Source organism: Paenibacillus wulumuqiensis (assembly GCF_000971965.1).
Lineage (GTDB): Bacteria > Bacillota > Bacilli > Paenibacillales > Paenibacillaceae > Saccharibacillus > Saccharibacillus wulumuqiensis.
The window spans coordinates 582,186-608,508 of sequence record NZ_LAQP01000001.1; the positions used below are offsets into that span (position 1 = coordinate 582,186).

The 26,323-nt window shown below is 48.4% G+C and carries 23 protein-coding genes and 1 pseudogene; 6 read left to right on the forward strand and 18 right to left on the reverse strand.

What is annotated here, in order from left to right; all coding sequences use genetic code 11:
* Nucleotides 1–55 precede the first annotated feature (55 nt).
* Nucleotides 56–925 carry a helix-turn-helix transcriptional regulator gene (locus WH45_RS22830; protein ID WP_052723717.1) on the forward strand — a complete coding sequence of 290 codons (870 nt, stop codon included), beginning with the start codon at nucleotides 56–58 and terminating at the stop codon, nucleotides 923–925.
* Between the two features lie 199 nt (nucleotides 926–1,124).
* Here WH45_RS22830 and WH45_RS10645 read toward each other — a convergent pair whose 3' ends face one another.
* From WH45_RS10645 to WH45_RS10690, 9 genes and pseudogenes are all read right to left on the reverse strand, one after another.
* Nucleotides 1,125–1,403 (reverse strand): HPr family phosphocarrier protein, encoded by a 279-nt coding sequence (locus WH45_RS10645; RefSeq protein ID WP_046214318.1) that lies wholly within the window; start codon nucleotides 1,401–1,403, stop codon nucleotides 1,125–1,127.
* Between the two features lie 370 nt (nucleotides 1,404–1,773).
* Nucleotides 1,774–2,445 carry a hypothetical protein gene (locus WH45_RS22835; protein WP_052723718.1) on the reverse strand — a complete coding sequence of 224 codons (672 nt, stop codon included), beginning with the start codon at nucleotides 2,443–2,445 and terminating at the stop codon, nucleotides 1,774–1,776.
* A 25-nt stretch (nucleotides 2,446–2,470) separates the two neighbouring features.
* The gene (pdxK, locus tag WH45_RS10660; RefSeq protein ID WP_046214319.1) at nucleotides 2,471–3,280 is read right to left on the reverse strand and encodes a pyridoxine/pyridoxal/pyridoxamine kinase; all 810 of its coding nucleotides are present in this window, start codon (nucleotides 3,278–3,280) and stop codon (nucleotides 2,471–2,473) included.
* A 99-nt stretch (nucleotides 3,281–3,379) separates the two neighbouring features.
* Entirely contained in the window at nucleotides 3,380–4,321 is a 942-nt protein-coding gene (locus WH45_RS10665; protein ID WP_046214320.1) for an oxidoreductase, read from the reverse strand.
* Nucleotides 4,322–4,327: 6 nt separating this feature from the next.
* Nucleotides 4,328–5,161, reverse strand: coding sequence for a uroporphyrinogen-III synthase (locus tag WH45_RS10670; protein WP_046214321.1), 834 nt, complete (start codon nucleotides 5,159–5,161; stop codon nucleotides 4,328–4,330).
* A gap of 64 nt (nucleotides 5,162–5,225) precedes the next feature.
* Nucleotides 5,226–5,843, reverse strand: a complete 618-nt coding sequence (locus WH45_RS10675) for a flavin reductase family protein (protein WP_046214322.1) — start codon at nucleotides 5,841–5,843, stop codon at nucleotides 5,226–5,228.
* Between the two features lie 309 nt (nucleotides 5,844–6,152).
* Nucleotides 6,153–7,618: pseudogene (locus WH45_RS10680) on the reverse strand (DHA2 family efflux MFS transporter permease subunit).
* 64 nt (nucleotides 7,619–7,682) lie between these two features.
* Nucleotides 7,683–8,270 (reverse strand): TetR/AcrR family transcriptional regulator, encoded by a 588-nt coding sequence (locus WH45_RS10685; RefSeq protein WP_046214323.1) that lies wholly within the window; start codon nucleotides 8,268–8,270, stop codon nucleotides 7,683–7,685.
* Between the two features lie 211 nt (nucleotides 8,271–8,481).
* The gene (locus WH45_RS10690) at nucleotides 8,482–8,994 is read right to left on the reverse strand and encodes a mismatch-specific DNA-glycosylase (RefSeq protein ID WP_046214324.1); all 513 of its coding nucleotides are present in this window, start codon (nucleotides 8,992–8,994) and stop codon (nucleotides 8,482–8,484) included.
* Between the two features lie 187 nt (nucleotides 8,995–9,181).
* Here WH45_RS10690 and WH45_RS10695 point away from each other — a divergent pair, with 187 nt between their 5' ends.
* Nucleotides 9,182–9,637, forward strand: a complete 456-nt coding sequence (locus tag WH45_RS10695) for an IDEAL domain-containing protein (RefSeq protein WP_046214325.1) — start codon at nucleotides 9,182–9,184, stop codon at nucleotides 9,635–9,637.
* A 189-nt stretch (nucleotides 9,638–9,826) separates the two neighbouring features.
* A complete protein-coding gene (locus tag WH45_RS10700) occupies nucleotides 9,827–10,249 on the forward strand; it encodes a DUF4190 domain-containing protein (protein ID WP_052723719.1) in 423 nt (140 codons plus the stop codon).
* Here WH45_RS10700 and WH45_RS10705 read toward each other — a convergent pair.
* Nucleotides 10,246–11,112: a VOC family protein gene (locus tag WH45_RS10705; protein WP_046214326.1), complete on the reverse strand. Its 867-nt coding sequence runs from the start codon at nucleotides 11,110–11,112 to the stop codon at nucleotides 10,246–10,248. The two genes, WH45_RS10700 and WH45_RS10705, sit on opposite strands and share 4 nt — an antisense overlap.
* Before the next feature lie 201 nt (nucleotides 11,113–11,313).
* Entirely contained in the window at nucleotides 11,314–12,231 is a 918-nt protein-coding gene (locus WH45_RS10710; protein WP_046214327.1) for a cellulose binding domain-containing protein, read from the reverse strand.
* A 440-nt stretch (nucleotides 12,232–12,671) separates the two neighbouring features.
* On the opposite strand from WH45_RS10710, the gene WH45_RS10715 reads away from it, so the two are divergent.
* Both WH45_RS10715 and mprF read left to right on the forward strand, forming a co-directional pair.
* Nucleotides 12,672–14,375 carry a multicopper oxidase family protein gene (locus WH45_RS10715; RefSeq protein ID WP_052723720.1) on the forward strand — a complete coding sequence of 568 codons (1,704 nt, stop codon included), beginning with the start codon at nucleotides 12,672–12,674 and terminating at the stop codon, nucleotides 14,373–14,375.
* Nucleotides 14,376–14,694: 319 nt separating this feature from the next.
* Nucleotides 14,695–17,340 (forward strand): bifunctional lysylphosphatidylglycerol flippase/synthetase MprF, encoded by a 2,646-nt coding sequence (gene mprF, locus WH45_RS10720; protein ID WP_046214328.1) that lies wholly within the window; start codon nucleotides 14,695–14,697, stop codon nucleotides 17,338–17,340.
* 172 nt (nucleotides 17,341–17,512) lie between these two features.
* Here mprF and WH45_RS10725 read toward each other — a convergent pair whose 3' ends face one another.
* Both WH45_RS10725 and WH45_RS10730 read right to left on the reverse strand, forming a co-directional pair.
* The gene (locus WH45_RS10725; protein ID WP_046214329.1) at nucleotides 17,513–18,064 is read right to left on the reverse strand and encodes a hypothetical protein; all 552 of its coding nucleotides are present in this window, start codon (nucleotides 18,062–18,064) and stop codon (nucleotides 17,513–17,515) included.
* 336 nt (nucleotides 18,065–18,400) lie between these two features.
* Nucleotides 18,401–18,973 carry a hypothetical protein gene (locus tag WH45_RS10730; protein ID WP_052723721.1) on the reverse strand — a complete coding sequence of 191 codons (573 nt, stop codon included), beginning with the start codon at nucleotides 18,971–18,973 and terminating at the stop codon, nucleotides 18,401–18,403.
* 427 nt (nucleotides 18,974–19,400) lie between these two features.
* Here WH45_RS10730 and WH45_RS10735 point away from each other — a divergent pair, with 427 nt between their 5' ends.
* On the forward strand, nucleotides 19,401–19,748 hold the full coding sequence (locus tag WH45_RS10735) for a DUF3243 domain-containing protein (protein WP_046214330.1): 348 nt from the start codon (nucleotides 19,401–19,403) through the stop codon (nucleotides 19,746–19,748).
* A gap of 196 nt (nucleotides 19,749–19,944) precedes the next feature.
* Here WH45_RS10735 and WH45_RS10740 read toward each other — a convergent pair whose 3' ends face one another.
* From WH45_RS10740 to WH45_RS10760, 5 genes are all read right to left on the reverse strand, one after another.
* Nucleotides 19,945–20,562 (reverse strand): undecaprenyl-diphosphatase, encoded by a 618-nt coding sequence (locus WH45_RS10740; protein ID WP_046214331.1) that lies wholly within the window; start codon nucleotides 20,560–20,562, stop codon nucleotides 19,945–19,947.
* 205 nt (nucleotides 20,563–20,767) lie between these two features.
* On the reverse strand, nucleotides 20,768–22,096 hold the full coding sequence (locus WH45_RS10745) for an amidohydrolase (RefSeq protein WP_235338342.1): 1,329 nt from the start codon (nucleotides 22,094–22,096) through the stop codon (nucleotides 20,768–20,770).
* A 198-nt stretch (nucleotides 22,097–22,294) separates the two neighbouring features.
* Nucleotides 22,295–23,503, reverse strand: coding sequence for a threonine synthase (locus tag WH45_RS10750; RefSeq protein ID WP_046214332.1), 1,209 nt, complete (start codon nucleotides 23,501–23,503; stop codon nucleotides 22,295–22,297).
* A gap of 120 nt (nucleotides 23,504–23,623) precedes the next feature.
* Nucleotides 23,624–24,964, reverse strand: coding sequence for a response regulator (locus WH45_RS10755; RefSeq protein ID WP_046214333.1), 1,341 nt, complete (start codon nucleotides 24,962–24,964; stop codon nucleotides 23,624–23,626).
* A gap of 287 nt (nucleotides 24,965–25,251) precedes the next feature.
* Nucleotides 25,252–26,292, reverse strand: a complete 1,041-nt coding sequence (locus WH45_RS10760; RefSeq protein ID WP_046214334.1) for an NAD(P)/FAD-dependent oxidoreductase — start codon at nucleotides 26,290–26,292, stop codon at nucleotides 25,252–25,254.
* Nucleotides 26,293–26,323: the final 31 nt, after the last annotated feature.

The following is a 26,323-nucleotide window of genomic DNA, read 5'->3' on the forward strand; positions in this document are numbered from 1 at the left end:
TGTGTTGTATAATGGTGGGGCAGCCTATTAAAATAGAAAGGATGAATCCAAGCGAATGGCTAGTGACTTTAACATTCAGGCAGATAGGGAAAGTCTGGAACGCTTTATACTCTGCCCTTCTTCTTTTATACAAACCGGTGGTCTGTGGATTACACAGGCAGGCCGTTATTCCATAGAACCCGGCTGTCGGCGATTATTTTCCAGCAATCCCACCTGTTTCTGGGTAGCTAACCGGCAGGGTGGCATGATCATCAAGAATGGTCATAATTATGTACTCGGCACGAATAATACATGGTGTATTCCTTCGATGGCCACCATTGAATATATTAACAATACCGATGAACCGCTGGACACTTACTTTGTCGGCTTTACCGGTCCTCAGGCAGACCTGCTTATCGAGGAAAGTAATATGAAGGATGGTTACAGTGAGCTCAGCACAGAGCTGTTTGAGAAGATGATTCATTACTATAATCTTATATTAAACACGAATCATCGTTCTGATACCTTTAGTGCGGAACTCCATCGTCTGGAACTGCTTTTCGGCATGTTTGCACTGCTGTCTGCCAATCAGGCGGCGCGCACCGACTATACACCCACCCGGGACCCGCTGCCCTGGATGGAGCAGGCGATTGAATATATTCATGCTTATTTTGACAAAGGATTGACCGTGACCCAGGTCGCGAGTTATGTAGGCATCCACCGCACTCATTTCAGCAAGCAGTTTCATGAGAAATACAGAATCCCCCCGGCCGAATATATCCGCAGCCTCAAAATGGAAAAAGCCCGCCGCCTGCTATCCGATACCAATGACTCCCTGGCCGAGATTGCTTTCGCGGTAGGTTATCCTGATGTGTTTTCCTTTTCCAAGGCATTCAAAAAACACAGCGGTTATACTCCCAAACGGTACCGACTGCATAAGTTTTAACAGAGCTTTATTGTTATATGGCTGATCCGGCATATGACCGGTTTTAAGTTGTTCGTTCTTTCACTGCTCTCTCCCTGCTGCTGACACCGTGAACTGCTGCTTTTCTGTCGGCGCATGCCAAAAATCCCCGCTGCCGAAAGCAGGTCTGCAATGACCTGACTCCGGTGACGGGGATTTCATTATATCCGCATTCCGCAGACTACATGGATGGAGCAATAATAGGCTGCTCAAACAGCGACTGTACATATTCCAGTGCTTCCAGTTCATCCTTGCCGCGTGTAGTCAGACAAATCTCGGTGTTGGCAGAGATGATGGTCAGCATCATGCCGAGCAGACTTTTTACATCTACCTCTCTGCGATGACTGTCCGGACCAAAGGATACGCGAATATCGGAAGCGAAGCGTGACGCTTCATTGGCGATGCGCAGCAAATGTGCGCGATCCAGATTACTTTGAACGGTGAATTGATGTACTCTCATGTTCTCATATCCTTTCTCGTGTTGGCATAATGGGATTGATCCATTTGTGAGCTGCCTGTTGAACGATCAGGAGACATCTATTATAACGAATAGACAGCGGGAACGATTACAGCCGTGTCCTGCCTGTCATGTGCAATGAAATATAACCGCTTTAACAATTCAACACGCTATATATAGTTTACATTTACCTGTTTTCTCGGCAAATGATAGCTACTCTCCACAAATTATTTCAAGTAAATATGCCATGATCATTTTCATGAAAAAATTAGTTGTTACAGAATAAATACAGGGGTATTTCGGCGCCAAAATACCCCTGCCGTGATGAGCGGCAGAGGCATTTGGAATTGTCCGAAGTACCATATGATTTTATCTACTGCAAGGTCACATCTTCATACCAGGTCAATTCATCTCCCGCTTCATTCCGAAGCGTAAGCGTTACTTTTCCTTGTTCTCCACTGTGGCTCTGATTATAAATAAAACCAAAATTGCGCTGGTCACTGCTGGCGAAAAATCCATCCTTGCCATTTTTACCATTTTGTACAGCCTGCTCGAACGAAGCTGTCTCATTGGAGTTGTCGGACTGCCACTCCATATTGCTTACTTTGTAGCCCTGCGGTAAAGATTCGACACGCAGGAACAGCTGGCCTGGACCCTGCTGGACCGAACTGATTTTCAGTTCTTTGGTCTCGGGTGTGAGCTCGGGATTGGCATTGTTGCTGGTCCCCTTATCGTTACCTGCATCCGTACTGCCTGTGCCGCTGCCCGGATTGACAGTACCGCCTGACGCTCCTGAGCTGCTGTCCGGTGCAGTACCGGTCGCTTCTGAGCTGCCGTCTGTCGAACCGGTAGTCCCTGCGTCGCTGCCGGACTCCGGTGTCGTCGTACCGGTGCCTCCCGGCTGGGCGTCTGTTGCGGTACCGGTTGTATTCTCACTTGCTGCCGGCGGCTGAGCCGGTTGGTCCTTATCGGACGAACAGGCGCTGACCAGGATAAGCATCAGCACCAGCCCGGTACCCAGCAGCCATTTGGATAAGCGATTCATAGCATTTCCTCCACTCTACAGGCTGTTATTTCAGTTGCAGACGGTGAGCCGCATGCAGTGTAGGACCTACATAGCGGTTCAGCGGGAATCCGTTGGAAATCGCCTGAGTGATGAAGTTTTTGGCATCGCTGTAGGCATCCTTCACGGCAAGTCCTTTCGCCAGACCTGCGGTTACCGCTGCGGAAGTGGTGCAGCCTGCGCCATGCGTATAATCGGTCGCAATCGCATCCACTTCAAACCAGTCAAAGCTCTGACCATCATACAGCAGGTCAAGCGCTTTGCCTTCTTTGACTTTGCCGCGCGTCTTGATCAGTACGTGCTTGGCTCCGCGCTCATAGATGCGCACTGCCGCTTCCTTCATCTGCTCTTCCGTGGTAATTAGACCGGTCTTCGCCAGCTGGGAAGCTTCGAACAGATTCGGAGTTACCAGATCAGCGCCCGGGATGAGCAGTTCGAGCATGGCTTCCGTATTTTCGGGTTGAAGCACTTCATCCGTTCCTTTGCAGACCATAACCGGGTCGATCACAATACGATTCAGCGGATAACGCTTCAGGTAGCTGGCAACAAGTTCGATAATCTCTACCGAACCGAGCATCCCTGTCTTCATGGCGTCAAATCCGATTCCCTCCAGTACTGTACGCATCTGCGCTTCGACGACATTCAGTTCCACCGGAAATACCTGGTGATTCCATGTCTCCGGCTCCATCGCCACGATTGTCGTCAGCACGGTCATACCATAAACGCCTAATTCCTGAAAGGTTTTCAAATCCGCTTGAATTCCTGCTCCGCCGCTTGTGTCCGAGCCGGCTATCGTTAAGGTTTTTGGTATAGTCATAGTTGTAATTCTCCTTCGCTTATAGTCCCTTTATTCTAGCACAACCTGACATGAGAATACATCCTTTTCATGAAAAGGATATGTAAGTTTCAACTTACTTTATTCTTGGGTCGGATGTGCTGCCGCAAACTCGTAATACACTCCGGTCAGCTGCTCGGATATGTTCCACAGCTTGGCAGCAGTCTCGTAATTCACCTTGTGTTCAAAGGAAATATCATGATGCGGATAACCCTTGCGGCTGCCCGGACCGTCAGGCCCGATAAATTCGCCGCCAATCAGCGACGGCTCTGCAGCCGCATATAACGTAGGCAGTGCACCAAAAGCTGCTGTCTGGCTGAACAGCCCCCAGGCAAAGCGTACCGGCCAGATCGCCTGTTTGCCGGAACCGCGGGAGACCAGATTTGTATTGGCGATTCCCGGATGGCAGCCTACGCTGATCGTATCCGCTCCTGCTTCGGTCAGCCTTTTTTGCAGTTCCTTGGCAAACAGTAGATTGGCGAGCTTGCTCTGGCAGTAGAACTTGCCGGCGCTATAGCCGATTCGCCCATCCAGATTGTTAAAGTAAATATATCCGGTTCGGGCGGCAATACTGCTGAGTGTCACCACCCGGGCACGAGGAGTACGAAGCAGCAGCGGCAGCAGATGTCCGGTCAATGCAAAGTGTCCCAGATGATTGCTGCCAAACTGCAGTTCAAATCCCTGCCGGGTTTTCTGGTAAGGCGGAATCATGACGCCTGCATTATTGATCAGAATATCCAGAGAATTATAACGACTCCGGTACATATCGGCAAATGCTTTTACACTATCGAGGTCCGCCAGATCCAGTGGCATCACCTCAACCTGTGACTGCGGATAACGCTGTCTGATCTGTTTCGCAGCCTGTTCTCCTTTACCGGCATTACGAACAGCCAGGATTAGCTCTGCGCCTCTGGCAGCCAGTTCAAGCGCTGTCTCCAGCCCCAGTCCACCACTTCCCCCGGTTATGATGATACGCCTGCCACGCTGATCAGGTACCTGACTTGCTGTCCACCGCTGACTCATCTATATTCACTCCGTTTCGTGATGGGATGACTGCTGTTCGTAGTACTTGCTCATTTCAATAATCATGGCACCCATCCGCTCATTATCCGGAGCGATGATCCGCTCTATACCTTCCTGTCGCAGTGCCTCGGAAGTAACCTTGCCTACGGATACAGCGAGTATGCGGGAGGAGAGTGCTTCCTTCAGCAGATCCGTATATCCATGCTCAGCCGCATCCGCGAACAGATTACGCACCTGTACCGCTGTCGTAAAGCAAATCGCATCGACTTTACCGTCTGCAATCTCCTGTCTGAGCTGCGCCAGCGTCTCGGGTTCAGGACCCAGATTCTGGTAGGGCAGCAGCGTATGAACCGAAGCCGCTCCTTTTTCCTCCAAGAAACGTACCAGCTCAGGCGCCGGATCGCCGTGCAGCTGCACCCAGATTTGTGACCCTTCCAGACTGACCTGCTGCAGCTGCTCTTCGAGTCCCTTGACCGTGCCATCCGAATCACGTACATCAGGAGCCAGTTCTCTTGTTTTGAGTGTATTATAGGTTTTGTAACCGCGAATCGCGATGCTTGCCTGACGAACAGCCGCTGTGAACGCTTCGCCGATACCGAGCCGCTCGGCAGCTTCGAACAGGGCAGAAGCGCCGATGCCTGTGGTGAAGATCACCCATTCCGGCTGTTCTTCAATAAAGCGGCGCAGCTCCTGCTCCATCTCCTGCTCTCTGAACATGCTGATTCCCTGCAGCGAACGTACCTCGGCCTGTCCACCCTGACGTTCGATGAGCGAACCCATCTCTTCCAGTTTGCGTGATCCTGCAATAATTACCTTTTTGCCATCCAGTGCCTTTGCCATATATATCCCCCTCTATATGTTGAATCTCTCTCATACCATTAGACAATAAAAAACGGACGAATAATCAGCTCGGACGGTCAAAGCTGAACTGCTGTGCCAACCCTGCATAATTATTACCCGCAAGACGAGCCACCGGCTTCAACTGCTCGGTGAGAATATACATATGCTCATGATCAATAACCGTCTCGTCAAAGTGATAACATAACACCCGCACCAGCAGCAGATCCTGTACAATGATGCCTTCATCGTTAGTGATGGCCACATGCTGGTCCAGCTGGCATTCATACCGGACGAGCGATTCCTGAATTCCCGGTACAGCCACCTTTTCACTCGGCACCGTATGTAGATCGGTCAGATCCAGTTCACTCTGATCGGCAGGCAGGTTCGCCGCCGTATGGTTCATTTGTTCTGTCATTTCTTCATGAACAATATGAATAACCAGTTCCTTGCTGTTCATAATATTGCGTGTGGTGTCCTTCATTTGTCCCTGTTTGCGGGCAATTGATACCGACAGAATCGGAGGATCGGAAGCCACGATATTAAAGTAGCTGAACGGTGCGATATTAAGCACTCCATTTTCCGACAGGCTGGTGACCATCGCAATCGGTCTGGGAACCACCGAACCGGTGAGCAGCTTGTAGTTTTCGATAGTGGATATGGATTCGGCATGTATAGTTATCATATTTGTTCCTCCTTGGATGGTGGGTTTATTTCTACTACTATAGCGTAATTTGCGCATCAAGACGATTATTATACTTGGCCCACCCTATAACTTTTGCATATTCACATTACTTATACATTATATTGGGCACGCATACAGACATGCTACAGGATCTGTACACAGATGTAGATGCTTCTTTTATGATCAGATATCACACCCGATCCCTGCAGCGAAGTAAGTTACAGTGTCTATCCATCTTTAAATGAAAATGCCCTGCCTTCCCATAAGGGATGACAGGGCATAGATGGATCAATCCGAGCAGACTGGCTTTTAATGCATTGGGCCTTGGCCCGCCTGGTTGCCTACCTGTACCCGTTTGATAAAGAACGAACATATCAGACCGATCAGTGACAGTACCAGAGCGAAGATAAATGCATGCTGGATACCTACCGTAAAGCCGGCAAGCTGATTCTCCGGACTTTGCGGATTAGCGATGTGGCTCAGATATCCGGTCTGTCCGGCACTCAGAATGCTGACAGCCAGTGCGGTACCAATAGCACCCGCCACCTGCTGCAGTGTATTCATAATTGCTGTACCATGCGGATAAAACTCGCTTGGCAGCTGATTCAGACCATTTGTTTGTGCAGGCATCATAATCATGGAGATACCGACCATCATGAACAGATGCATGGCAATAATCATGCCTACAGGAGTGGCAGCATTAATACCTGTATACATGAACAGGATTACCGATACAACTGCCAGACCGATAATGACGAGCCATTTCGGTCCGAATTTATCGAAGAGGCGACCCATGATCGGCGACAGCAGACCGTTGAGCAAACTGCCCGGCAGCAGGATAAGACCGGCCGCCAGCGCTGTCAGAGCCATACCCTGCTGCAGATACATCGGCAGGATCAGCATCGACGACAGAATGATCATCATACAGATAAATACCAGAATCAGACCGATCGTGAACATCGGGAACTTGAATGCGCGCAGGTTCATGACCGGCTGTTCCATCCGCAGCTGACGGATACAGAAGATGAGCAGCGATATACCACCGATCAGCAGAGCAGCGATAACGACAGGACTGGTCCAGCCGCCTCCTGCTTCACCATGGCCTCCGGCACTGCTAAATCCGTATACGATACCACCGAATCCGAGCGTAGACAGAACAATCGACAGAATATCGATTTTCGGCTTGGTCAATTTGGAGATATTCGGCAGGAACAGAAGTCCGCATACAATGGAAATAATAAAGAACGGCAGTGAAATCCAGAAAATCCAGTGCCAGGACAGATTCGCCAGAATCAGACCCGAGATTGCCGGCCCACTCGCCGGAGCGAACATGATGACCAGTCCGATCAATCCCATAGCAGAACCGCGTTTCTCAATCGGGAAAATAACCAGGATCGTATTGAACATGAGCGGCAGCAGCAGTGCCGTACCTACTGCCTGCAGCACCCGTGCCACCATCAGCACTTCAAAGCTTGGCGCCAGTGCAGCAACAATTGTTCCTGCAATTGAAAAAATAAGCGACGTCGTAAATAACTGTCTTGTCGTAAACCACTGCAGCAGCAATCCCGAAATTGGTACCAGAATTCCCATTACGAGCAGATAGCCGGTGGTCAACCATTGAATAGTCGTTGGTCCTACTTGCAGCAGGCCCATCAACGGTGTAATGGCTACGTTCAACGCTGTTTCACTGAACAATCCAATAAATCCGCTTAATAGCATCGCGAACAGGATCGGCAGCACCTTGTATTGTTTTGTTTCTTGCTGGTCCTCTGCAGGACCTGTTTTCATGGGTACATCCACGTTCCCATCCTCCTTTAATCTCTCTATCTAAGTTATGGTTTAATGCTTCATGGTGGCGCTCTTCATGACGACAGACAAATAATCCGCTGCCGTGAGCATCGGTTCCTTGCTCTGATTGGTCAGACTGATGATTAGAGCGCCCTCCATCATGGAAATCATCAGCAGTGCAGCCTCTTTGGCTCTCTGCTTGGAAGCTCCCTCCTGTTCCAACCGTTCTGCAATAATCAGCTGCCAATCTGCAAATACATTTTGACACGCCTGGCGCAGCTTATCGCTAATGCAGGAAGTCTCTACTGCCGCCCAGAAGCTAAAAGGCAAAAAACCGGTATATCCTGCCTTCTCCGCATCTTCAGCCGTCTGATGAATAAAATAGCGAATCGCATCTCCCGTATTGTCATGCATGGCAAATGTCTCCCTGAATTTACCCAGAATATGCTGATTGGTCTGCTGGATACACTCATGAGCCAGTTCTTCTTTGCCGCGCGGAAAATAATGATATAGCGAGCCTTTCGGCGTCTCACTCTCTTTAATAATCTGGCTAAGACCGGTGGCATGATATCCCTGTGAAAAGAAAAGTCTGGCTGCTGTATCGACAATCAGCTGTCTAGCATTCGACTTTTCACTCAATGGAATCACATCCTTCCAATTAATTATAACGATCGGTCTATATAATTAAAGCTTTTTCGAAAAGGATTGTCAATAACTATAAACTGGTAATTCCTTTTCTCCGATGATACCTTAACAGCTTTAATATTTTCTGCAGGACGCCTCTCTTCCTGAACTCTCCTACATTAAATGCAATCCAAACCAGTCCAATCGAAATAACAAAGGAAGACTCCTACTCATCTGCAGACAACCGCTCTCGTAGCTGACTATAAATATGAACGATATCATCCAGTGGAATACGTACCAGACCGCTCGACGATGGCGCTACAAACTCATGAATACCCGGTGTAACCGGATCATCCTGAAATCCCCAGGGTGCCTGGGAACGCTGACTGTACTGGGTATACACCCCTTTGCCGACAAAGCAGGCAATCCGCGGCTGATACACGGACAGTTTATGACGAAGCTCTTCTCTGCCCTGACGGTATTCCTCCGGTAAAATATCTTCCGCTCCGCGGGTAGGCCTAGACACAATATTGGTAAATCCGTATCCCAGTTCCAGCAGATCGCCATCCTCTTCCGGGTGGTACAGATGTGGTGTAATGCCTGCCCGGTACAGGATTTGCCAGAAGCGGTTGCGTGGATTGGCATAATGATGTCCCACTTCCCCGGAACGGAGACTTGGATTGAATCCGATGAACAAAATGGAAAGATTGTGCTGAAGATGATCTGCAATCGCTGGCATAACTTCACCTCTAATATTTTCTTCATTATTTTCTCTTTTTCGACAAAGGTGCTATACAATATATAAGACTATTGACCGATATATTTATTCAACAAGCAAGAATTACCAAGTCGAAATTCCCTTAACGTTAACGATGAACCTTAACATTCAGATCTCAAAACTATAATATCGAAAAGGAATGATTAGCATGATTAAATTAAACGAAGAGCAAATTTATGCTGTCCTCCATAAACAATTGAACAAAAACTTTCCTGTACAAACTATGGAACTGCAATATCATATTGAAGCGGATGCCCGCCTGATCAATGAAACTGGCAGCGTCTCCCTGACAAACAAACATTACTGGGTTAAAGTGATGGACTGCATCTATCCAACTCATTCCCGTCCGATCCTGATGAGCGAAATCATCTACTTCCTCAGACAGGAGTATATGGACAGCACCATCCGTGTATTCATGGAGCAGGATACTGACGGCACTGTATCCGCTACAGCTGAAATCTCTTTCCAGGATCAAGTGCTTCTGGAAGCCGATCAGCTCAAAAGTCTGATCGATCTGGCACTCGTTGTCAAAGACAAACAATGGTTTGATGAGCTCACGGCCAGCTATCTGAATATGAACCGCTCCCTGCCAAGCTCGCTGTAATTATTCATATTACCCATACGGGACTTCTCCACACCGGGAAGTCCCGTATTTATGTTCATTTCTTCATTATAAGTGCAATTTGAAATGCTTTTATAAAGAAATGTTGGTATTATGTAAAAGATGGTTGAATAGATACTAACAGTTGTATTCAAGAAGCCTCATACATACCCTTACGAAGGAGGAATTACAATGGGACCTGAAGATCCGTATTCACGCCCACCGGGAAGTGGCATGCCCCCATATAATCAGTATGATCCTTATCATCAGCAATATGGACCCGCACCCAATAATGGTAAGGCAATTGCCGCACTGGTACTGGGAATTTCATCGATCGTATCGATTATGATTTTTCCGGGAATCGGAGTTATTCTTGGCATTCTCGCAATTATTTTTGCTGTTATCGCCATGAAAGAACTGCGGCATCGCTATCAGCAGGGACGCGGACTTGCGATTGGAGGACTGGTATGCGGGATCATCGGATTTGTTATTCATATTCTGGTCGTTCTGTTTATCGTGGTTATTATCGGAGCTTCCCTGGCCAGCTATTCGCCGGTCGGTTCGGATGACTGGGAACCGACCATTGAACAGAATGGTGACACCGACTTCTATTAAACCAATGCTGTATAAAAAAGAATCCGGATATTGCTAGGGTCCGTAACCCACAGGGCCGGCCCATCCTGCTCAGCCGGGATTCCTGCTGCCCGAAGCCGTTCAGCGACTTCATCGAGGGACTGATGATCCGGCAGCTGCAATGAATAGTAGTCCATACCGGTAGCGTTGGCCGGTGCCTTGGGTGCCCCAACGCCTGCCCAGGTATTGAGTCCCAAGTGGTGGTGATAACCTCCCGCCGATATAAAGGCGACCGAACGATTATCCGTCAGCATCATTTCAAACCCGAGGATATCCACATAAAATCGGCGCGCTTCCATCAGGTCAGATACATGAAAATGTACATGGCCTATTTTTGTGCCTGCAGGCAGTCCATTCCACGCTTTGCCTTCTGCCAGTTCCAGCAGTCCATCCACATCAACAGGCTCTGTCCCCATCATCACATGACCATGCTCATCCTTTTGCCAGGTGTCTCTCGGCCGGTCTGCATAAATCTCGATTCCATTGTTATCCGGGTCATTCAGATAGAGTGCTTCGCTCACCAGATGATCTCCCTGGCCAATATTTTGTCGATGCTTCAGCAGATGGCGCAGAGCAATTCCCAGACTGACCCGATCCGGCAATAAAATAGCAAAATGATACAATCCGGCAGTGGAATTCTGGGGCAGGATGACCGCATTGGCGATTTCCTCAATAATGACAATCGGGTGTATTCCATCTGCTGACAGTTGAGCTGTTGTCTCATCCTGCTGCAGCACCTGCAGACCGATTACATTCGTATAATAAGCTATCGAGCGCTCCAATTGGCTGACTTTGATCTTGACCAGACCAATCTCCAGCGCAGGACTAATTACGTGAGTAGTCATGATGAATTCCTCTTCTCTATATTTACTTATTTTTTATAAGTATATTAACATTTTGTAAGTTACTAATCAAGAATGTAATGAATAGAATATACGAAACCGCACGAAAGCGAAAAAAAGCAGGCAGTTCCCCAATGGAAATTGCCTGCTTTTTAATATCCGCATTTACCGATGGATCTGCGGTTATATTTGCCAAACGATAACTTATTCTTCAGTTACACCCGGATCTTGTCCCCATACCGGTGCACCTTGATAATACAATACGATATGATTATTATCACTCATCGTAGTACTGCTGTTGGAGGAGTAATCCGGTGCAGCGGAACCGCCGGAACGCTGGATCGTGAAGCTCATATCGTTTGTCTCGCCACCTGCAGGAATAATACCTGCTTCTGCATTAAAGCGCAGTTCCAGGTAGCTGTCCGCGCCAGTTTGAGGCTGTTCCATGTTCACGATGTATGGCTCTACATTGTTCGCGCCAAAGCCAACATTGCCCATGGAGACATTTTTGGCTGTCAGTCCTTTACCGCCTGTGAAATAGTAGCGAACACGGATATCGCTCAGGTTCACATCTTCACTGCCTGTGTTCATGATGTTGATCATCGGACGAATCGCACCGGAAGTGCTGCCGGATGGAGAGCTGGATTGTACTATCAGAGATTGTGCCACACTGCCGGATTGAGCCATCGGTGCAGCTACAACTGGCATGGACATCTGGCTAATCTGTCCATCTCCATATACTGCATTAACAACATATCCATATACTTTGCCATTCATGACCGAAGTATCTGCATATACCGCTTCCGTTACACCAGTCGTATGAACGGTGTAGGTGTTGGCTGCTACGCTGTCATACGTATTGTTGACTACATCATATCGTCTTACATCATAGCTGGCTGCTCCCTGTACAGGTGCCCATGTCAGCACAACCTGCTTGGAACCTGCACGCGCCTGCACGTTACTAGGTGCAGCAGGAGCGGATGTGTTGGTCCATGCAATATCATTGGCAACCACATTGCTTTCGATTGCAGCATGCGCGCTTGGCGCTGCCACAAGGCTTCCTCCTGCAGCAAAAATTGAAGCGGCTACCAGAATCGAAGCCTTTTTGGAATAATTAAACATTTCGTCATCTACCTCCGTATTGGAATAAGTTTGGGTTTGTGCGAATCGTGCTGTTAAGTATTTGGCTCAGTACCTCTATGTTGGGGGCTACTTCTCTCCTCCTTTGCAGTTTATCCATCACCTTGAATCGGCTGGTTCAGCCAGCTGATACCAGCGCGAATTTTGAGCCCGGTGAGAGATTATTAAACAGTAATATAACAAACAAAACACTTGGCAAGCTCAAATTATAACATTTTTGTTACCACTTGAAGATAGACAGCAAGTGCTAATCGTCAACAAAATGACAATTCCATAAGTCCTACTCTTTCGCAATTTGAGGCATAATAGAATGGATAAGTTATGTATGTCTTTTTTACCCAGTACCCAGGCTATGTATTTTGGCCTAGTTTCCGTTTCAATTTTGTCCGATCCGCTTTTGTCTTCTTTTGAGGGCAATCCGGATGGCATATTTATATATCAAGGGAGCGATGATGTTGCATTTCAAATCCAATTCTGCGTCTTTTCACTCTGCTCGCCCGTTTTCCTATCAGACGCTCAGCCTTCTGGTCATGCTGATGGCTGCTCTGCTGCTTCTGGGAGGCTGCAGCAGTTCATCCCATACCGAGCAGCCTGCTGCCGCCGATTCATCCGACACCTCCATGTCCGGTCACTCCATAAATATGGATCACAGTGCTCATATGGGGACAACAACTGCTGCACCGGAAGGCAGCGTCACCGCCAAGCCGGCAGACATCACTACCGAACAGCAGACATTGACCGGCAAGGAAATTACCCTTACTGCACGCAAAGCACATCTGGAGATTGAGAAAGGCAAATATTTGCCCGTCTGGACGTTCAACGGCTCCGTGCCCGGTCCACAGATTGAAGTGACCCAGGGAGATACCGTTACCGTTCATCTCAAAAATGAACTGGATGTGCCTGTCTCCATTCATTTCCACGGGGTCGTACTGCCGGTCGCCATGGATGGTGTACCTGGCGTAACCCAGGATGCCGTTCAGCCTGGAGGTACATTTACCTACACTTTCAAAGCGGTTCATGCCGGAACGTACTGGTATCATTCCCATCAGGACAGCCTGAACCAGATTGGCAAGGGTTTATACGGTACCTTTATCGTCAAAAATAAAAATGCTGAGTCGGCAGATGTTGATCGTACGCTGGTGCTGGATGAATGGAATGATCCGAATACCCATGCTCCCGATCGCGAAGCCAATACGGCTGCACTCAGCAGCAATATGGGCATGTATAATATCTATACCATCAACGGACGCAGCGGTGACAGTATCGAACCGGTGCGTACGCATCCCGGTGAGCAGGTACGCCTTCGCTTCGTCAATGCAGGCAATATGACTCAGCTGCTTTACATTAATCAGCCCGCCTACCGCGTCGTATCGTCCGATGGCGAGGATATTAATGATCCGCAGATGCTCAGACATGGACTGCTGCGTATCGCACCCGGTGAACGCTATGATGTGGAATTCAGAGCCGGCCAACCGGGCGTACAGGTAATAGGAACAGTGGGCGATTCTGACTTTGCACGCTCCATGCGTATACCTGTTGTGACCGAGACGGATTCTGACACATGGACCGATCAGCAGATTAATGATCAGATAAGCAGCCAGCAGTCCAAGCTCACGACCGAGATTGTCTCCGGCTGGCCCGAACTTGATCTTACCCGTTACGGCAAGCCTGCCTCTTCAACGTTCAATCTGCAGCAATCCTATGATCGGGATTATCAGATGACGCTCAATATGGGAGTCAGCGATGGACAGACCATGTATACAATCAATGACCAGGCTTATCCCAAAGCAGACAATATGACCGTCAAGACCGGAGATACGATAAAGATCACCATGACCAATAAATCCGTAAACGAAGATCATCCCATGCATCTGCACGGTCATATTTTCCAAGTGTTATCCAAAAATGGTCAGCCGGTCTCCGGCTCCCCACTCTGGAAAGATACACTGAATGTGCGTCCGGGCGAGACGTATACAGTCGCTCTGCTGGCAGACAATCCAGGGATCTGGATGTTCCACTGCCATGAACTGCATCACGCTTCGATGGGAATGATGATCGATCTGGTCTATGAGGACTACACATCTGCCTATAAGCCGGATCCGCACGCCAATAATATTTCTGAATGATTTCTTGCTGCCGTGAACTGACAGTTATTACATTTATGTAGCAAAAAAGCAGGCGTCCTGTTCTATGATAGAGAATATCTCTATTACTTAGTGCAGGACGCTTTTGTGTTAATCGTGCAACAAAATAACATTTTCTGTGTAATACATAGTGAGAATTGGAATCAAAGCATCACAAAATGTTTTTCAGATACCGATGTAGTATGATAGTAAGTATCTGAACTATTCAGATCATAGAGATAGACTATATCAATTGTTACATGAACATACTCTTTTCAAGATGAACCCTAATCATATCTATAAAGGTGGAGTTAAATACCCCATGAGAGAGTCTTTACGCAAACTTAAGATCCTGCAGCTGTTGACTGCCTTATTCAGGGCCAGAATTATCAAAATACTTATTCCCCTGATTATCCTTGCTGTTATTTATATGCAGGGACGAAAAGAAATCGAACATATTAATCTGGCCAGTGTGTTCTTTGAACTGCGTCATATGCCTCCGTCCGCGATTATTCAGATTCTGATCGCTTCCTTTGTTGCGGTATCGGTGATGAGTGCATATGATTACCTGCTGCGTCATCATTTCAAGCTGGATGTAAACTGGAAAGCCACTTTCCGTTACGCCTGGATCGCCAATACGTTCAATAACATGATTGGATTTGCCGGACTGACCGGTGTCGGTCTGCGTACAATTCTGTACAAAAAAAGTGGCATACCAATGAAAACGATGGGAGCAGCGGTGCTGTTTCTTTCCCCGATGATACTGGTGGGCCTATCACTGCTCGGCTGGCTGACCATTGTCGGTGTCTTCCCGGCTGAGCCGCTATTCAACAGCCACCCATGGCTGCGCTGGGCAGTATGGGGAATTTCCCTGTATCTGCCGTTCTTTCTACTGATGCAGCGTTCATCCCTGTTTGCCAAATGGTTCCACAAAGGAGAAGGCAAGCTTCCCTGGAAAGTCATTATCGCTTCGTTGGTAGCCTCCTTTCTGGAATGGGCCTGTGCCGGTCTGTTGTTCTGGATCGTTATCTATCACGATCTGGCGCATCTGCCACTGCAGGATACGATCGGTGTGTATATCGTTGCGGCAATTGCCGGTATTATCAGTATGGCACCAGGCGGTATCGGTGCATTTGACCTGACAGCCCTGCTTGGTCTGCAGTCTCTCGGTGTTGAGACGACCCCTGCGATTACCGCCCTTCTGCTATTCCGTATTTTCTACTTTCTGGTCCCGTGGCTGATCGGTCTGATACTGGCAGCCTTCGAGATTACACCAAGCCGCAAGCAGATGAAGGAAATGGTAACTACCGGTTATGATGCTTCACGCAGTGCCTGGCTCAAATTCTGGGGTTGGCCGTCACAGTTTGGCTTTCTCGGTGATCTGGGAGCATGGGCGCTTGGCAAGCTGGTGCTCGCCAGTGGTATTATTTTGCTGCTGTCTGCAGCAACGCCAGGGCTGATCGAGCGTCTGCGGTTTATGGAACATATTCTGTCGCTGCCGATTATGCGCTTTTCCGAACAGCTGTCAGTGGTGATTGGCATTATGCTGATTATCGTCTCCCGTGCGATCTCCATGCGGATTCGTCGTGCATTTGTATGGACGGCCGGGCTGCTGCTCGCCGGTGCGATCTTTACCTTTGCCAAAGGATTCGATTACGAAGAAGCGATCATTTTGCTGATCGTTGCCGTTATTCTCTGGGTATCCCGGGCTCGATTCAACCGGGAAAGTGTGAGCATCGCGCCGCGTAATATCGTGATCTGGATCATTTTGGCCTTTGTCTCGTCTCTGTCCTATTATATAGTCGGCACACAGATCCACCCAGCGCTGCTGCGCCATCTGCCGCTACGTGCCCAGCAGTGGTTTCTGGACCCACATGAATATGCGATTACCGCTGCGGTTGGTTTTATCGGCGCCCTTGTCCTGCTGGCAGCCATCTTTGCACTGCGCCCGAATCGTCATATTGAGGATCGCCCGACGCCGGAGGAGATGGATAAATTCACTACCTTCCTGCAAAAGGAACAGGGGAATCTCCTTACCCATCTGCTGTATCTGGGTGACAAATCATTCTACTGGGCACAAAATGACCAGATTCTGATCCCTTATGCACGTGTCCGAGACAAGCTGGTCGTGCTTGGAGATCCGATTGGCGAGAAAAGTCTGGTCGGTGCAGCCATTCAGGAGTTCCAGCGTTATGCGGATCATTTTGCGCTTACTGTCGTCTTTTACCAGGCGGCACCGGAGTATCTGTCCATTTATCATGAGAATGGCTACAATTTCTTCAAGCTTGGCGAAGAAGCGCTGGTCTCTCTTGATAAATTCACATTATCCGGCAAAAGCAATCAAGGTCTGCGCACGGCCAAAAATAAATCCGAGCGTGAAGGCCAGCAGTTTGAAGTCCTGCAGCCACCATTCTCAGCCGAGCTGCTGGCAGAACTGCGAGTCATCTCCGATGAGTGGCTTGGGGATCGCAAGGAAAAAGCTTATTCGCTTGGCTGGTTTAATGAACATTACATTCAGAAGTCGCCGATTGCCCTGCTGCGTGATGCTGATCATCGTATTCTGGCTTTTGCAACCCTGGCCCCGGCTTATGATAATCATCGTGTCATCTCGATCGATCTGATGCGCCATCTGAACGATACACCGAATGGTACCATGGATGTGCTGTTTGTCCGTCTGATTGAATGGGCCAAGGAAAGTGGGTATGCCTACTTCAATCTCGGCATGTCTCCGCTCTCCAGCGTTGGAGAGAATATGAATGCCCACCGGGAAGAGAAACTTGCCCGTTTGGTCTTCCAGTATGGTGGTCACTGGTACGGATTTGAAGGTCTGCGGCGCTACAAGGAGAAATTCTCACCTGAATGGGAAGGACGCTACCTCGCTTATCCGGCAGGCATCCCGCTGCCGATCCTGACGATTGATCTGGTGCGACTGGTCTCGCGCAGACCGCGTTCGATCGAGACGGTATAGCAAGCAGCTTCAGGCGCTACGAATGAATTGACTTTCACCCTCTATGAGCATACAGAAAAGAACCCCTTGATCCGCGTTGGCAGATCAGGGGGTTCTTTTTGTGTTTCTGCTGGTTCCGAGCATCTGCCTGCTTGACTGAAAATGCTCGAATGTGATTCATTAGACCCGGCAATTACTTGGATTGTTCCACTTCTACAATCGTTCTCAGCTTGGTGGTAGCATCACCAGGGATCGGTTTCTCCGTAAACTTGAAAGTAATCTCGGAGCCTTCTTTTACTTTGCTCATAGCGCTCTGTACGCTGTCATTCAGCTGATACACTACTGGAGTACCGTCTACCATGATCTCGGCAGAGTGCTCATCTGCAAGCCCGGAGAATGTGCCTGTAGCGACCTGAGTCTCCGCATTGGCAGTTGTATCGTCTCCTACTGCCGTATCGGTTGTACCCTTGGTTGTGCCTTCGCTGGTTGTACCATCATCTGTCTTTGGAGAAGACGTCTCCGTAGTACCGGCAGCCGCTTCACTGCTAGCCTCTGGTGTCGTCGTCGTGTCTGGTGCAGCCGGAGTCTGCTCGGTCACTTCAGCTTCTGTACTGCTGGTCGGAGCCGGAGCTGCAGCAGGTTGCTGCTCTGCCTTATTGCCACAGGCTGCCAGAATCAGCACCCCTGCAAGCAGGATAAATGCAAAGGGAATACGTTTGAACAATGATTGCTTATTTAGTTGCATCGTTAATGCACCTCCTCAATAGTGTAACGCATCTTCAAGCCAAAAGTTGCAGCGAACTGCTGTATGGCAGGAGAGCCTATACCAAAATCATAACAGATTCCAGCCTGGTAATAAAATTTACATATGCTCTCCTGTTATTCGCCAGGCCTCTGCTGCTTTATCATTAAAAAAGGAATCGCCAGAGCCGGCCACACAAGATTGCGCCAGAGTAACGATTCCTTAGGTCAAATAGCAGTAGAACTCTTTGGATCAAATAATAATAAACCTATTGCGATCATCTACATTCGCGTTTCCTGATCGGCAGGTATCAGGCAAGCTTTCCCTCCAACCGTCGATTTAAGGGATAAACTGTTGAACGATCTTCACAACCGCTCCATCCTTGACAGTGATATGATACGGGAACACCGTTGGATCCAGCAGGTCCGGCTTTTGGAAAATGGCATTCAACTTGGACATGCTGACCGGTTCATTCCATTTGGTATCAATATCTTCCCACTGACCGGTATGATCATAAATCTGCATCAGTACCTGTGCATTCGCTGGGGCTGTATAATTAAAGGTAGTTGTGTCGGTATTGGTAATGTAATAGCCATCCGGTGCCCCATCCATGCCGCTGTCCGGATTTTCCTTGGCGAATACTTTGTTGGCCGCTTCGCCGGTGTACCAGTTAATCGGATCAATCGTAAGATCGAATCCACCATTACTGTCACGTTGGATTTCGTTAATAAATACGGTGTATGTTCCATCTGCCGGAGTGGTATCTTCGGCATACGTATTCTGATATACGCTCTGAGTTACAGTTGAGGCCTCAGCTGTACTGACCGCTCCGGTCTGACTCAAGCTGCCCGAAGTCAAAAAGATTAAAGAAGCAGCACCCGCTCCAAAAATTCCCATCATTGTTTTAATCATCGCTGCATCTCCCCTTCTAATTGGTCAGTCAGCAGTATCGGCTGACAATAACCTGTTGCTCATGATTGATTGACGTACTATTCATTCGGTATGAATCTCCGCTTCGCTTCAAGCGGTGTGTAACTTTTATTAACCAGATTGCCTTTTTCAAGAACCATTCAATTTTTTCCAATTTGGCTTTTATCAATAAAATAAAAGATAAAATGGTGTTCCGACCATATCTGTTTCTTGTTTGCTTCCTAACCCTACTATATACGGATATGAGCTTGAAAAAGTTGCAATAATGTTAATACTGATTTACAAAATTAATACCTAGTCCTAAAACCTTGTTATACCGGCATTTTGTATAGGCAGAAGATTCGTTATTGAAGCGATGGTTAAATATATGAGGGAAGCCAAATTACAATTTTTGAGGAGGAATTACATTATGTCAGAACAACCGCATGTCGTGAACAAAGCCGGGCAGGTCTCTACGGATCAGGTAGAGCCAGTAATGGATCGAATCAGTGACGAACGCAAAAAACAGATACTGGACGACTTTGATAATTTCAAATCCTACCTCGGCAAACGTATTCGTATGGCAGAGAGCATCGGACTGAGTGAAGAAAGCATGGCAAAAGTCGCGCAAAAGATTGCAGACTATCTCGCCAAGCATGAAGAACCGCAAAACAGTGAGGAAAAACTGCTGTATGAACTGTGGAAAGTCGGCGATGAAGATCAGCGTCATAAATTGGCACATATGCTGGTACGCATGGTGCAGGCGGATAAAGCCTAATATTGGCTCCTACCCGGCAGATAACAAGGTTTTTATACAATCGATTATCTGAACTACCGGGTGCATGCCGGAATAAGAGTTTTTTTCTTCGTACATCCGCAACAATAAAACCCAAATCTGCAACCAACATATTGTCGGCTGCAGATTTGGGTTTTTGACTTTGGTTTTTGATTGGTTCATTTAAGGATGTATGGAGTTAGCGATGCATGGAATGATGACGACTGCGTCTTCGATAACGCGGCCATATTTTCATTTCCAGGCGTTCATATCCGTAAATGCCCAGTTCCATCAGACTGTTAGCCAGCGAGATACGTGCGAACATCCGATGTACGAGTACCGATACGAGCACACCAATTAATGCACCGACCAATACATCGCCCGGATAATGGACACCGGTCCATACACGACTGAGTGCAATACCTGCGGCCAGCACCAGCCACATCCATCCGTCACGGCGCCGGAACTGCCATATTGTCATCGCAATAACAAAAGACCCCAGCGAATGCGTACTCGGGAAAGAAGCATTCGCTTCATGATGCACCAGCTGAATGACCTCATGACTAACAAACGGCCGATCCCTGTAAAAGAATTCTCCCAGCACCCAGTTAATCGTCACTCCAACAGCAGCAGATACCAGCGCTTCCGTAATCATTCTCCGATTCGCCCGTGCACGTGTAAACCAGTATACAATCGCTCCGATCATAAACAGCAGCACCGCATATTTGGAAAGGAAAATCATTAACGGATTCCAGAAGGCGGCATGACCTGCCCCTCCGTTAATCCAGCGAAAAATCTCATAGTCCAGCTCTGACATGTTCTGTGATTACCTCCTCTTGTTGAATGCCTTATGCACCTATGTATCGCAAGCACCTATGCAGCGATAGTCGCTTTTACCGTTAGCTAGTTTAACACTTTTGTTAACCCAGTGTAAAATTTGCACAAATCAGTACAGCCGGATTCCCCGCTGACGAGTAATCCGGCTGCATTTTCTTATTTATATTTATTTGATCGGCAGTTGATCAAATGCCTGCTACAATCCGCTTTGCTCTTGTACCGGCTTCTTCCAGCACTTTCGGTTCATCCAGGGTAAGCAGCCGTCGCTTATGCATCAGCAACTGACCGTTTACCATAGTCGTATGCACATCTCCTCCTACAGCTGCGTAAGCGAGCGTCGAGTAGAGATGATGTACGGGCTGCAGATGAGGCTGGGCCAGATTGATCATGATCAGATCCGCCTTTTTTCCGGCTTCCAGTGTACCGGTCTCATGATCCAGACCGAGCAGCCTTGCGCTTCCGATGGTTGCCAGCTGCAGAGCTTCATAGGCAGACAGTCGGGTGGGATCGCCATAATCGAGCTTTTGCATCCATGCCGCAGCCTTGATCTCGGCGAACATATCCAGTGTAGTCGCACTTCCGGCACCATCCGTACCCAGCCCTACCGTAATGCCCTGCTGCTGTAAAGTTACAATCGGTGCAATACCGCAGCCAAGCTTCAGATTACTGACCGGATTATGCACGACTCCTCCTCGCATTCCGCGCAAATAACCAATATCCCGGTGATTCAGATGTACGCCATGAGCCAACATCACATGAAGTTTCTCGAACAGTCCCAGCTGATACAGGTACTCTGCCGGGGTCTGCCGGTATCGCTCCCGGATGATAGATACTTCCTCTACTGTCTCTGCCAGATGAATATGAACAGGCCGCTCATACTGTTCAGCCAGAGCGATAATCTCGCGCATCTGCTCCGGCGGACAAGTATAAGGAGCATGTGGGCCGAACATAGTTGTAATCCGTCCGTCTGCTGCTCCCTGCCAGCGCTTCACCAGATCAATAGCTTCCATGATCCGCGCTTCCGCCCGATCATCGCCAAAGACAAGACCCCGTGTCAGGGAAGCCCTCATTCCGGTCTCCTCAACAGCTGAAGCAATCTCATTCATATGAATGTACATATCGGCAAATGTCGTCGTACCCGAACGGATCATCTCGGCCATGGACAGCTTACTGCCCCAATAAATATCTTCTGCCGTCATTCTTGCTTCTGCCGGGAACATTTTCTGCTCCAGCCAGTCCATCAGTTTCAAATCATCCGAGAAGCCTTTGAGCAGGCTCATGGGAGTATGCTGGTGGGCATTGATCAGTCCAGGCATGACGGCCATGTCGGTACCATCGATGATCTGCCATTCTTTCTTATCGAACGCTGCATGTTCCAGGAGATGCTCTCCATTACTGGCTGTCGGTACAATCGCTTCGATCCGATCTCCATCAATCATAATATCGCCGAGAAAAGGATACGGATGTGTGTTGCACATGGTGATAATGGTGGCATTGCGAATTTGTATACTCACTAAAATCTCCTCCAATTTATCTTTTGATAGGCAGGTATGTAGATGCCCTACACGAAGAATAGACCTTGACGTAACGTCAAGGTCAAAGATTATTTTTAAATATTGGGATACTGGAATATAAAGAACATGTACTATTTTATTAATGTGATCCTGTTCGCCCGAATACGACTGGATCAACTTGGGTTGCTTATAATTTTCCTACAGAATGGAGTTACCTATCTTCAGTATCGGAGCTTCAGTCTGGACCGTGTCAGGGTATTTGATTCCTGCTCCCGTATTCAGCACAACGACAGATTCACCAGAGCGAATCCATCCTTCGGCTGCAAGGCGTCGGGCGGCCGCAAAGGTAGCTGCTCCTTCCGGGCAGATAAATGCTCCCTCCATAGCGGCTACTTCCTGCTGTACCTGCAGCAGTTCCTGATCCGATACAGCTACTGCCGCCCCTTCAGTCTCATACAGGGCACGCAAAACGAGAAAGTCCCCCAGTGCCTTTGGTACGTTGATACCAAAAGCTACGGTAGTGGACTCCTGCCAGAACTCGGACCTTTCTTTTTTCTCCTGCCAGGCTTTGACGATCGGTGCGCAGCCTTCAGCCTGTACTGCAACGAGACGAGGCAGTTTACCTGCAATCCAGCCTATAGATTTGAGCTCCTGCAGTGCTTTGTGAATGCCGATCAGCCCGACACCACCGCCGGTCGGATAAAGGATCACGTCCGGCATCGTCCAGCCCATCTGCTCTGCGATCTCCAGTCCCATTGTTTTCTTGCCTTCGATCCGGTAAGGCTCCTTGAGCGTGGAAGCATCATAGACACCCTGCTGCTGCACTTTCTCGGCGACCATTTTACCGGCATCGCTGATCAATCCATTCACCAGATACAGCGAAGCTCCCGCCAGCGCCACTTCACTGCGGGTGATCATGGGCGCATCCTGCGGCATGACAATTGTCGCCCGGATTCCGGCCCTTGCCGCATATAGTGCCCAGGCTGCTCCAGCGTTGCCGTTGGTTGGCATCGCGAATTCTTCGACACCCAGCTCTTTGGCCCGTGAGATGCCTACTGCTGCCCCGCGTGCTTTGAAGCTCCCGCTTGGCACCAGACTCTCATCCTTCATATAGAGATGTTCTATTCCATAATGTGCTCCGAGTCTGGGCATATCCAGCAGCGGAGTCATTCCCTCTCCCAGCGTTACTACATTATGCTCAAAGGCAACGGGAAGCAGTTCATGGTATCTCCAGAGATCATTATTGCGATCTCTGAGCTGCTGAATATCCATTTCCTGTTGCAGACGTTCCAGATCATATTCTACCAGCAGCGGTGAGCCGCATTCGCATAACTGGTGAATCTCATGCAGATCATATTCATTGTCACAGATCGGGCATTTGAGGTGTGACGCATAACTGTAAGGCATCTTCGAATTCCTGCTTCCTGTAGTGGTATGAGTTGCACTATCAGAAATCATATCAGCAAATATATCTTTTGCCAATTATTCTTATCTGTTCACATGGATATAGATTTTCTTTTGACGGCATTAGATCTGAAGCTGTTTGAACTCGCTCGGACTGATACCATAATACTTTTTGAAAATTTTGCTGAAATGCTCCGGAGATTCATAGCCTACCTTGTCAGCCACTTCATAACGACGCAGATCGGTACTCGTCAGCAGTTCGCGGCTTTCTTCCATACGCAGCTTGATCACGTATTCCCACAGCTTGAACCCGGTGTATTTTTTGAACAGATAGCTCAGATAATTGGGACTCACATGATTTTTCCGAGCCACCTCATGAATGGTCAGTCCTTTTTGATTGTAGTAATTATCGAGGTACGACTTGACCTGGGAGACGATCAGGTTGTTGCGCAGGCATTCCGCCTCTTCCGCTGGTCGGATCGTTTTCCAGTAGTATTTGCCATAATAAAATACATAATGATCCTGATACTCACGATGCAGATCGATAGCGCGATCAGTCTGGGTATTCAGCTGGCTCAGAAAATGAATGCCTCTCAGAATCTGGCTGATACCAATCACACAGGGAATACGCAGGAATTTGTGGATATGAAAATGCAAACTCTGACCGAGCGCTTCAAGCTGGCGGATAATATGGGACATCCGGTCTGCCGCATCTGTCTCTCTCCACTGAAAAATCACGCTGAGCTCTTTGTCTCCCGACTCGAAAATGATCGTATTCTCCTGATCCTCCACTTCCAGCAGTTCCTCGGTTACATTCCATATCGCATAACACAGCCAGCGGTAATCGTTCGGCTGACCGGTACTCCCGGCGAATTGTATTCCGTCAAAGTTCATTTTCAGCATCGCATAATAAGGTCCTTTCAGCGGTAAATATTGCTGCAACTGCTCCTGTTCTTCCATTCGGATCGAGCCGGTAAGCAGCTTGCTCAGCAGCTCGTATTCACGCTCAGGCAATCGCTCCATTTTAAAACGTGTCAATCCCCCAGGTACGGTATATACTGGCTGTCTTTCACTTCGTTCAACAACCGGCTTCTCCAAATGAATAAGCACCTCACGAATCGAATCGAGGAACTGTTCGGAATTCAGCGGCTTGACCAGATAATTACGCACGCCGAGCCGGATCGCCGTCTGGGCATACTCGAACTGTTCATGCACAGATATGACGATCAGCTGGATATCCGGCTGCAGCATACGAATCTGCTGCATAAGCTCAATACCGGACAGATCACGTGTATGTATATCACTGATCAGCAGATCAATATGGCAGGTGCGAGCATAAGTAAGCGCTTCCTTTCCACTGGAAGTCGTATAGATATGTCCTATATTCAGACCGGAAGACATCATCAATTTCATCAACAATTGAAGCATTATCGGCTCTTCATCTACAATTAGAATGTTATACATAGTGCAACCTCCCAGGATGTAATATAGATGCATTAATTCCATAGTATTACATTTAATCCTAGTCTTAATATAACAGAAGTTTAAGCGCTTTAATATAAGAAAAATTAAAACTCATTTTTAGGTATCACTTTAGATAAAGACTGGGCTTTCTACTCGGCTATGACGCGTATGCATACTGGTTCCCGCTCTGCAGGGGTATTCCGCTATTACCTGATCAGCACATAAAAAGCCTGACCTTTTTAGGGCCAGACTTTTGCAAAAAATTGATCTTCAGTATTCGATGCCGATTATGCTTTTACCGGCTGCTGCTCCAGCTGGCGATTTTTTTCGGCAAATTTCTTATTGTGCGAGGATACATAGGCCTGATCATATGCTTCCGGCTCCAAGTATTTTTTCACACTGTTCACGGCTGTTGCTCCATCCACCAGCGCGCCGCTGATCAGATGCAGCTTGCCATCATAATGAATCAGATCACCGGCTGCAAATACGCCGGGCAGATTGGTCTGCCGCTTCTCATCGACGACAGGCTTGCCATGCTCATCCATCTCGATTCCCCAGCCAAGCAATGGGCTGAGATCTGTTGTCAGCCCATGATTGACGATGACTGCATCGACAGACAGAATCTCCTGCTCACCGGTCTCGATATGAGTAATCGTCACTTCTTCGACCAGGCTTCCTTTCCCCTGGAGTCCGGTCAGTTCATAGGAAGTGAACACTCGGGAGCAATTCTGCTTCATCTGGAGTACATTACGTTCATGACCGCCAAACTCTTCGCGGCGGTGCACTACCGTTATACTGGCAGCAAGCGGCTGCAGCGCATTCGCCCAGTCTACCGCCGAGTTGCCTCCACCGGAGATTACGACATGTTTACCGGCAAACACATTCAGTTCCTGCACTGTATAATGAAGATTGGTTACCTCATAGCGGTCTGCTCCGGCAAGCTCCAGCTTGCGCATTTTGGGAATGCCATGCCCCATTGCGAGAATCACTGTACGGGTATAATGAACTTCGCCCGTGTGGGACAGTAACACAATGGTACCATCCGGCTGACGCTCCAGGCGGGTAATCTGCTGGTCCAGCACGATAGTCGGTTCAAAGACCATCGCCTGTTCTGTCAGATTGCGAATCAGACCTTCTCCGCTGATCGGCGGTACTCCGCCCACATCCCAGATGATTTTCTCGGGATACATCAGTATTTTCCCACCCAGTGTCGGATTGTATTCAATAATCTTGGTCTTCAGATCACGCATTCCACTGTAAAATGCACTATATAAACCGGCCGGGCCGCCTCCGATTATCGTTACATCATATAATTCAAGCTGCTGCATTAGTAGGTAAGCCTCCTCATGTTCATGCAAT

What these genes read in the sequence shown, in the direction of transcription:
- WH45_RS22830 (WP_052723717.1), top strand. Translation starts at nt 56, where the DNA reads ATGGCTAGTGACTTTAACATTCAGGCAGATAGGGAAAGTCTGGAACGC.
- WH45_RS10645 (WP_046214318.1), bottom strand. Translation starts at nt 1,403, where the DNA reads ATGAGAGTACATCAATTCACCGTTCAAAGTAATCTGGATCGCGCACAT.
- WH45_RS22835 (WP_052723718.1), bottom strand. Translation starts at nt 2,445, where the DNA reads ATGAATCGCTTATCCAAATGGCTGCTGGGTACCGGGCTGGTGCTGATG.
- pdxK (WP_046214319.1), bottom strand. Translation starts at nt 3,280, where the DNA reads ATGACTATACCAAAAACCTTAACGATAGCCGGCTCGGACACAAGCGGC.
- WH45_RS10665 (WP_046214320.1), bottom strand. Translation starts at nt 4,321, where the DNA reads ATGAGTCAGCGGTGGACAGCAAGTCAGGTACCTGATCAGCGTGGCAGG.
- WH45_RS10670 (WP_046214321.1), bottom strand. Translation starts at nt 5,161, where the DNA reads ATGGCAAAGGCACTGGATGGCAAAAAGGTAATTATTGCAGGATCACGC.
- WH45_RS10675 (WP_046214322.1), bottom strand. Translation starts at nt 5,843, where the DNA reads ATGATAACTATACATGCCGAATCCATATCCACTATCGAAAACTACAAG.
- WH45_RS10690 (WP_046214324.1), bottom strand. Translation starts at nt 8,994, where the DNA reads ATGCCAGCGATTGCAGATCATCTTCAGCACAATCTTTCCATTTTGTTC.
- WH45_RS10695 (WP_046214325.1), top strand. Translation starts at nt 9,182, where the DNA reads ATGATTAAATTAAACGAAGAGCAAATTTATGCTGTCCTCCATAAACAA.
- WH45_RS10700 (WP_052723719.1), top strand. Translation starts at nt 9,827, where the DNA reads ATGGGACCTGAAGATCCGTATTCACGCCCACCGGGAAGTGGCATGCCC.
- WH45_RS10705 (WP_046214326.1), bottom strand. Translation starts at nt 11,112, where the DNA reads ATGACTACTCACGTAATTAGTCCTGCGCTGGAGATTGGTCTGGTCAAG.
- WH45_RS10710 (WP_046214327.1), bottom strand. Translation starts at nt 12,231, where the DNA reads ATGTTTAATTATTCCAAAAAGGCTTCGATTCTGGTAGCCGCTTCAATT.
- WH45_RS10715 (WP_052723720.1), top strand. Translation starts at nt 12,672, where the DNA reads ATGGCATATTTATATATCAAGGGAGCGATGATGTTGCATTTCAAATCC.
- mprF (WP_046214328.1), top strand. Translation starts at nt 14,695, where the DNA reads ATGAGAGAGTCTTTACGCAAACTTAAGATCCTGCAGCTGTTGACTGCC.
- WH45_RS10725 (WP_046214329.1), bottom strand. Translation starts at nt 18,064, where the DNA reads ATGCAACTAAATAAGCAATCATTGTTCAAACGTATTCCCTTTGCATTT.
- WH45_RS10730 (WP_052723721.1), bottom strand. Translation starts at nt 18,973, where the DNA reads ATGATTAAAACAATGATGGGAATTTTTGGAGCGGGTGCTGCTTCTTTA.
- WH45_RS10735 (WP_046214330.1), top strand. Translation starts at nt 19,401, where the DNA reads ATGTCAGAACAACCGCATGTCGTGAACAAAGCCGGGCAGGTCTCTACG.
- WH45_RS10740 (WP_046214331.1), bottom strand. Translation starts at nt 20,562, where the DNA reads ATGTCAGAGCTGGACTATGAGATTTTTCGCTGGATTAACGGAGGGGCA.
- WH45_RS10750 (WP_046214332.1), bottom strand. Translation starts at nt 23,503, where the DNA reads ATGCCTTACAGTTATGCGTCACACCTCAAATGCCCGATCTGTGACAAT.
- WH45_RS10755 (WP_046214333.1), bottom strand. Translation starts at nt 24,964, where the DNA reads ATGTATAACATTCTAATTGTAGATGAAGAGCCGATAATGCTTCAATTG.
- WH45_RS10760 (WP_046214334.1), bottom strand. Translation starts at nt 26,292, where the DNA reads ATGCAGCAGCTTGAATTATATGATGTAACGATAATCGGAGGCGGCCCG.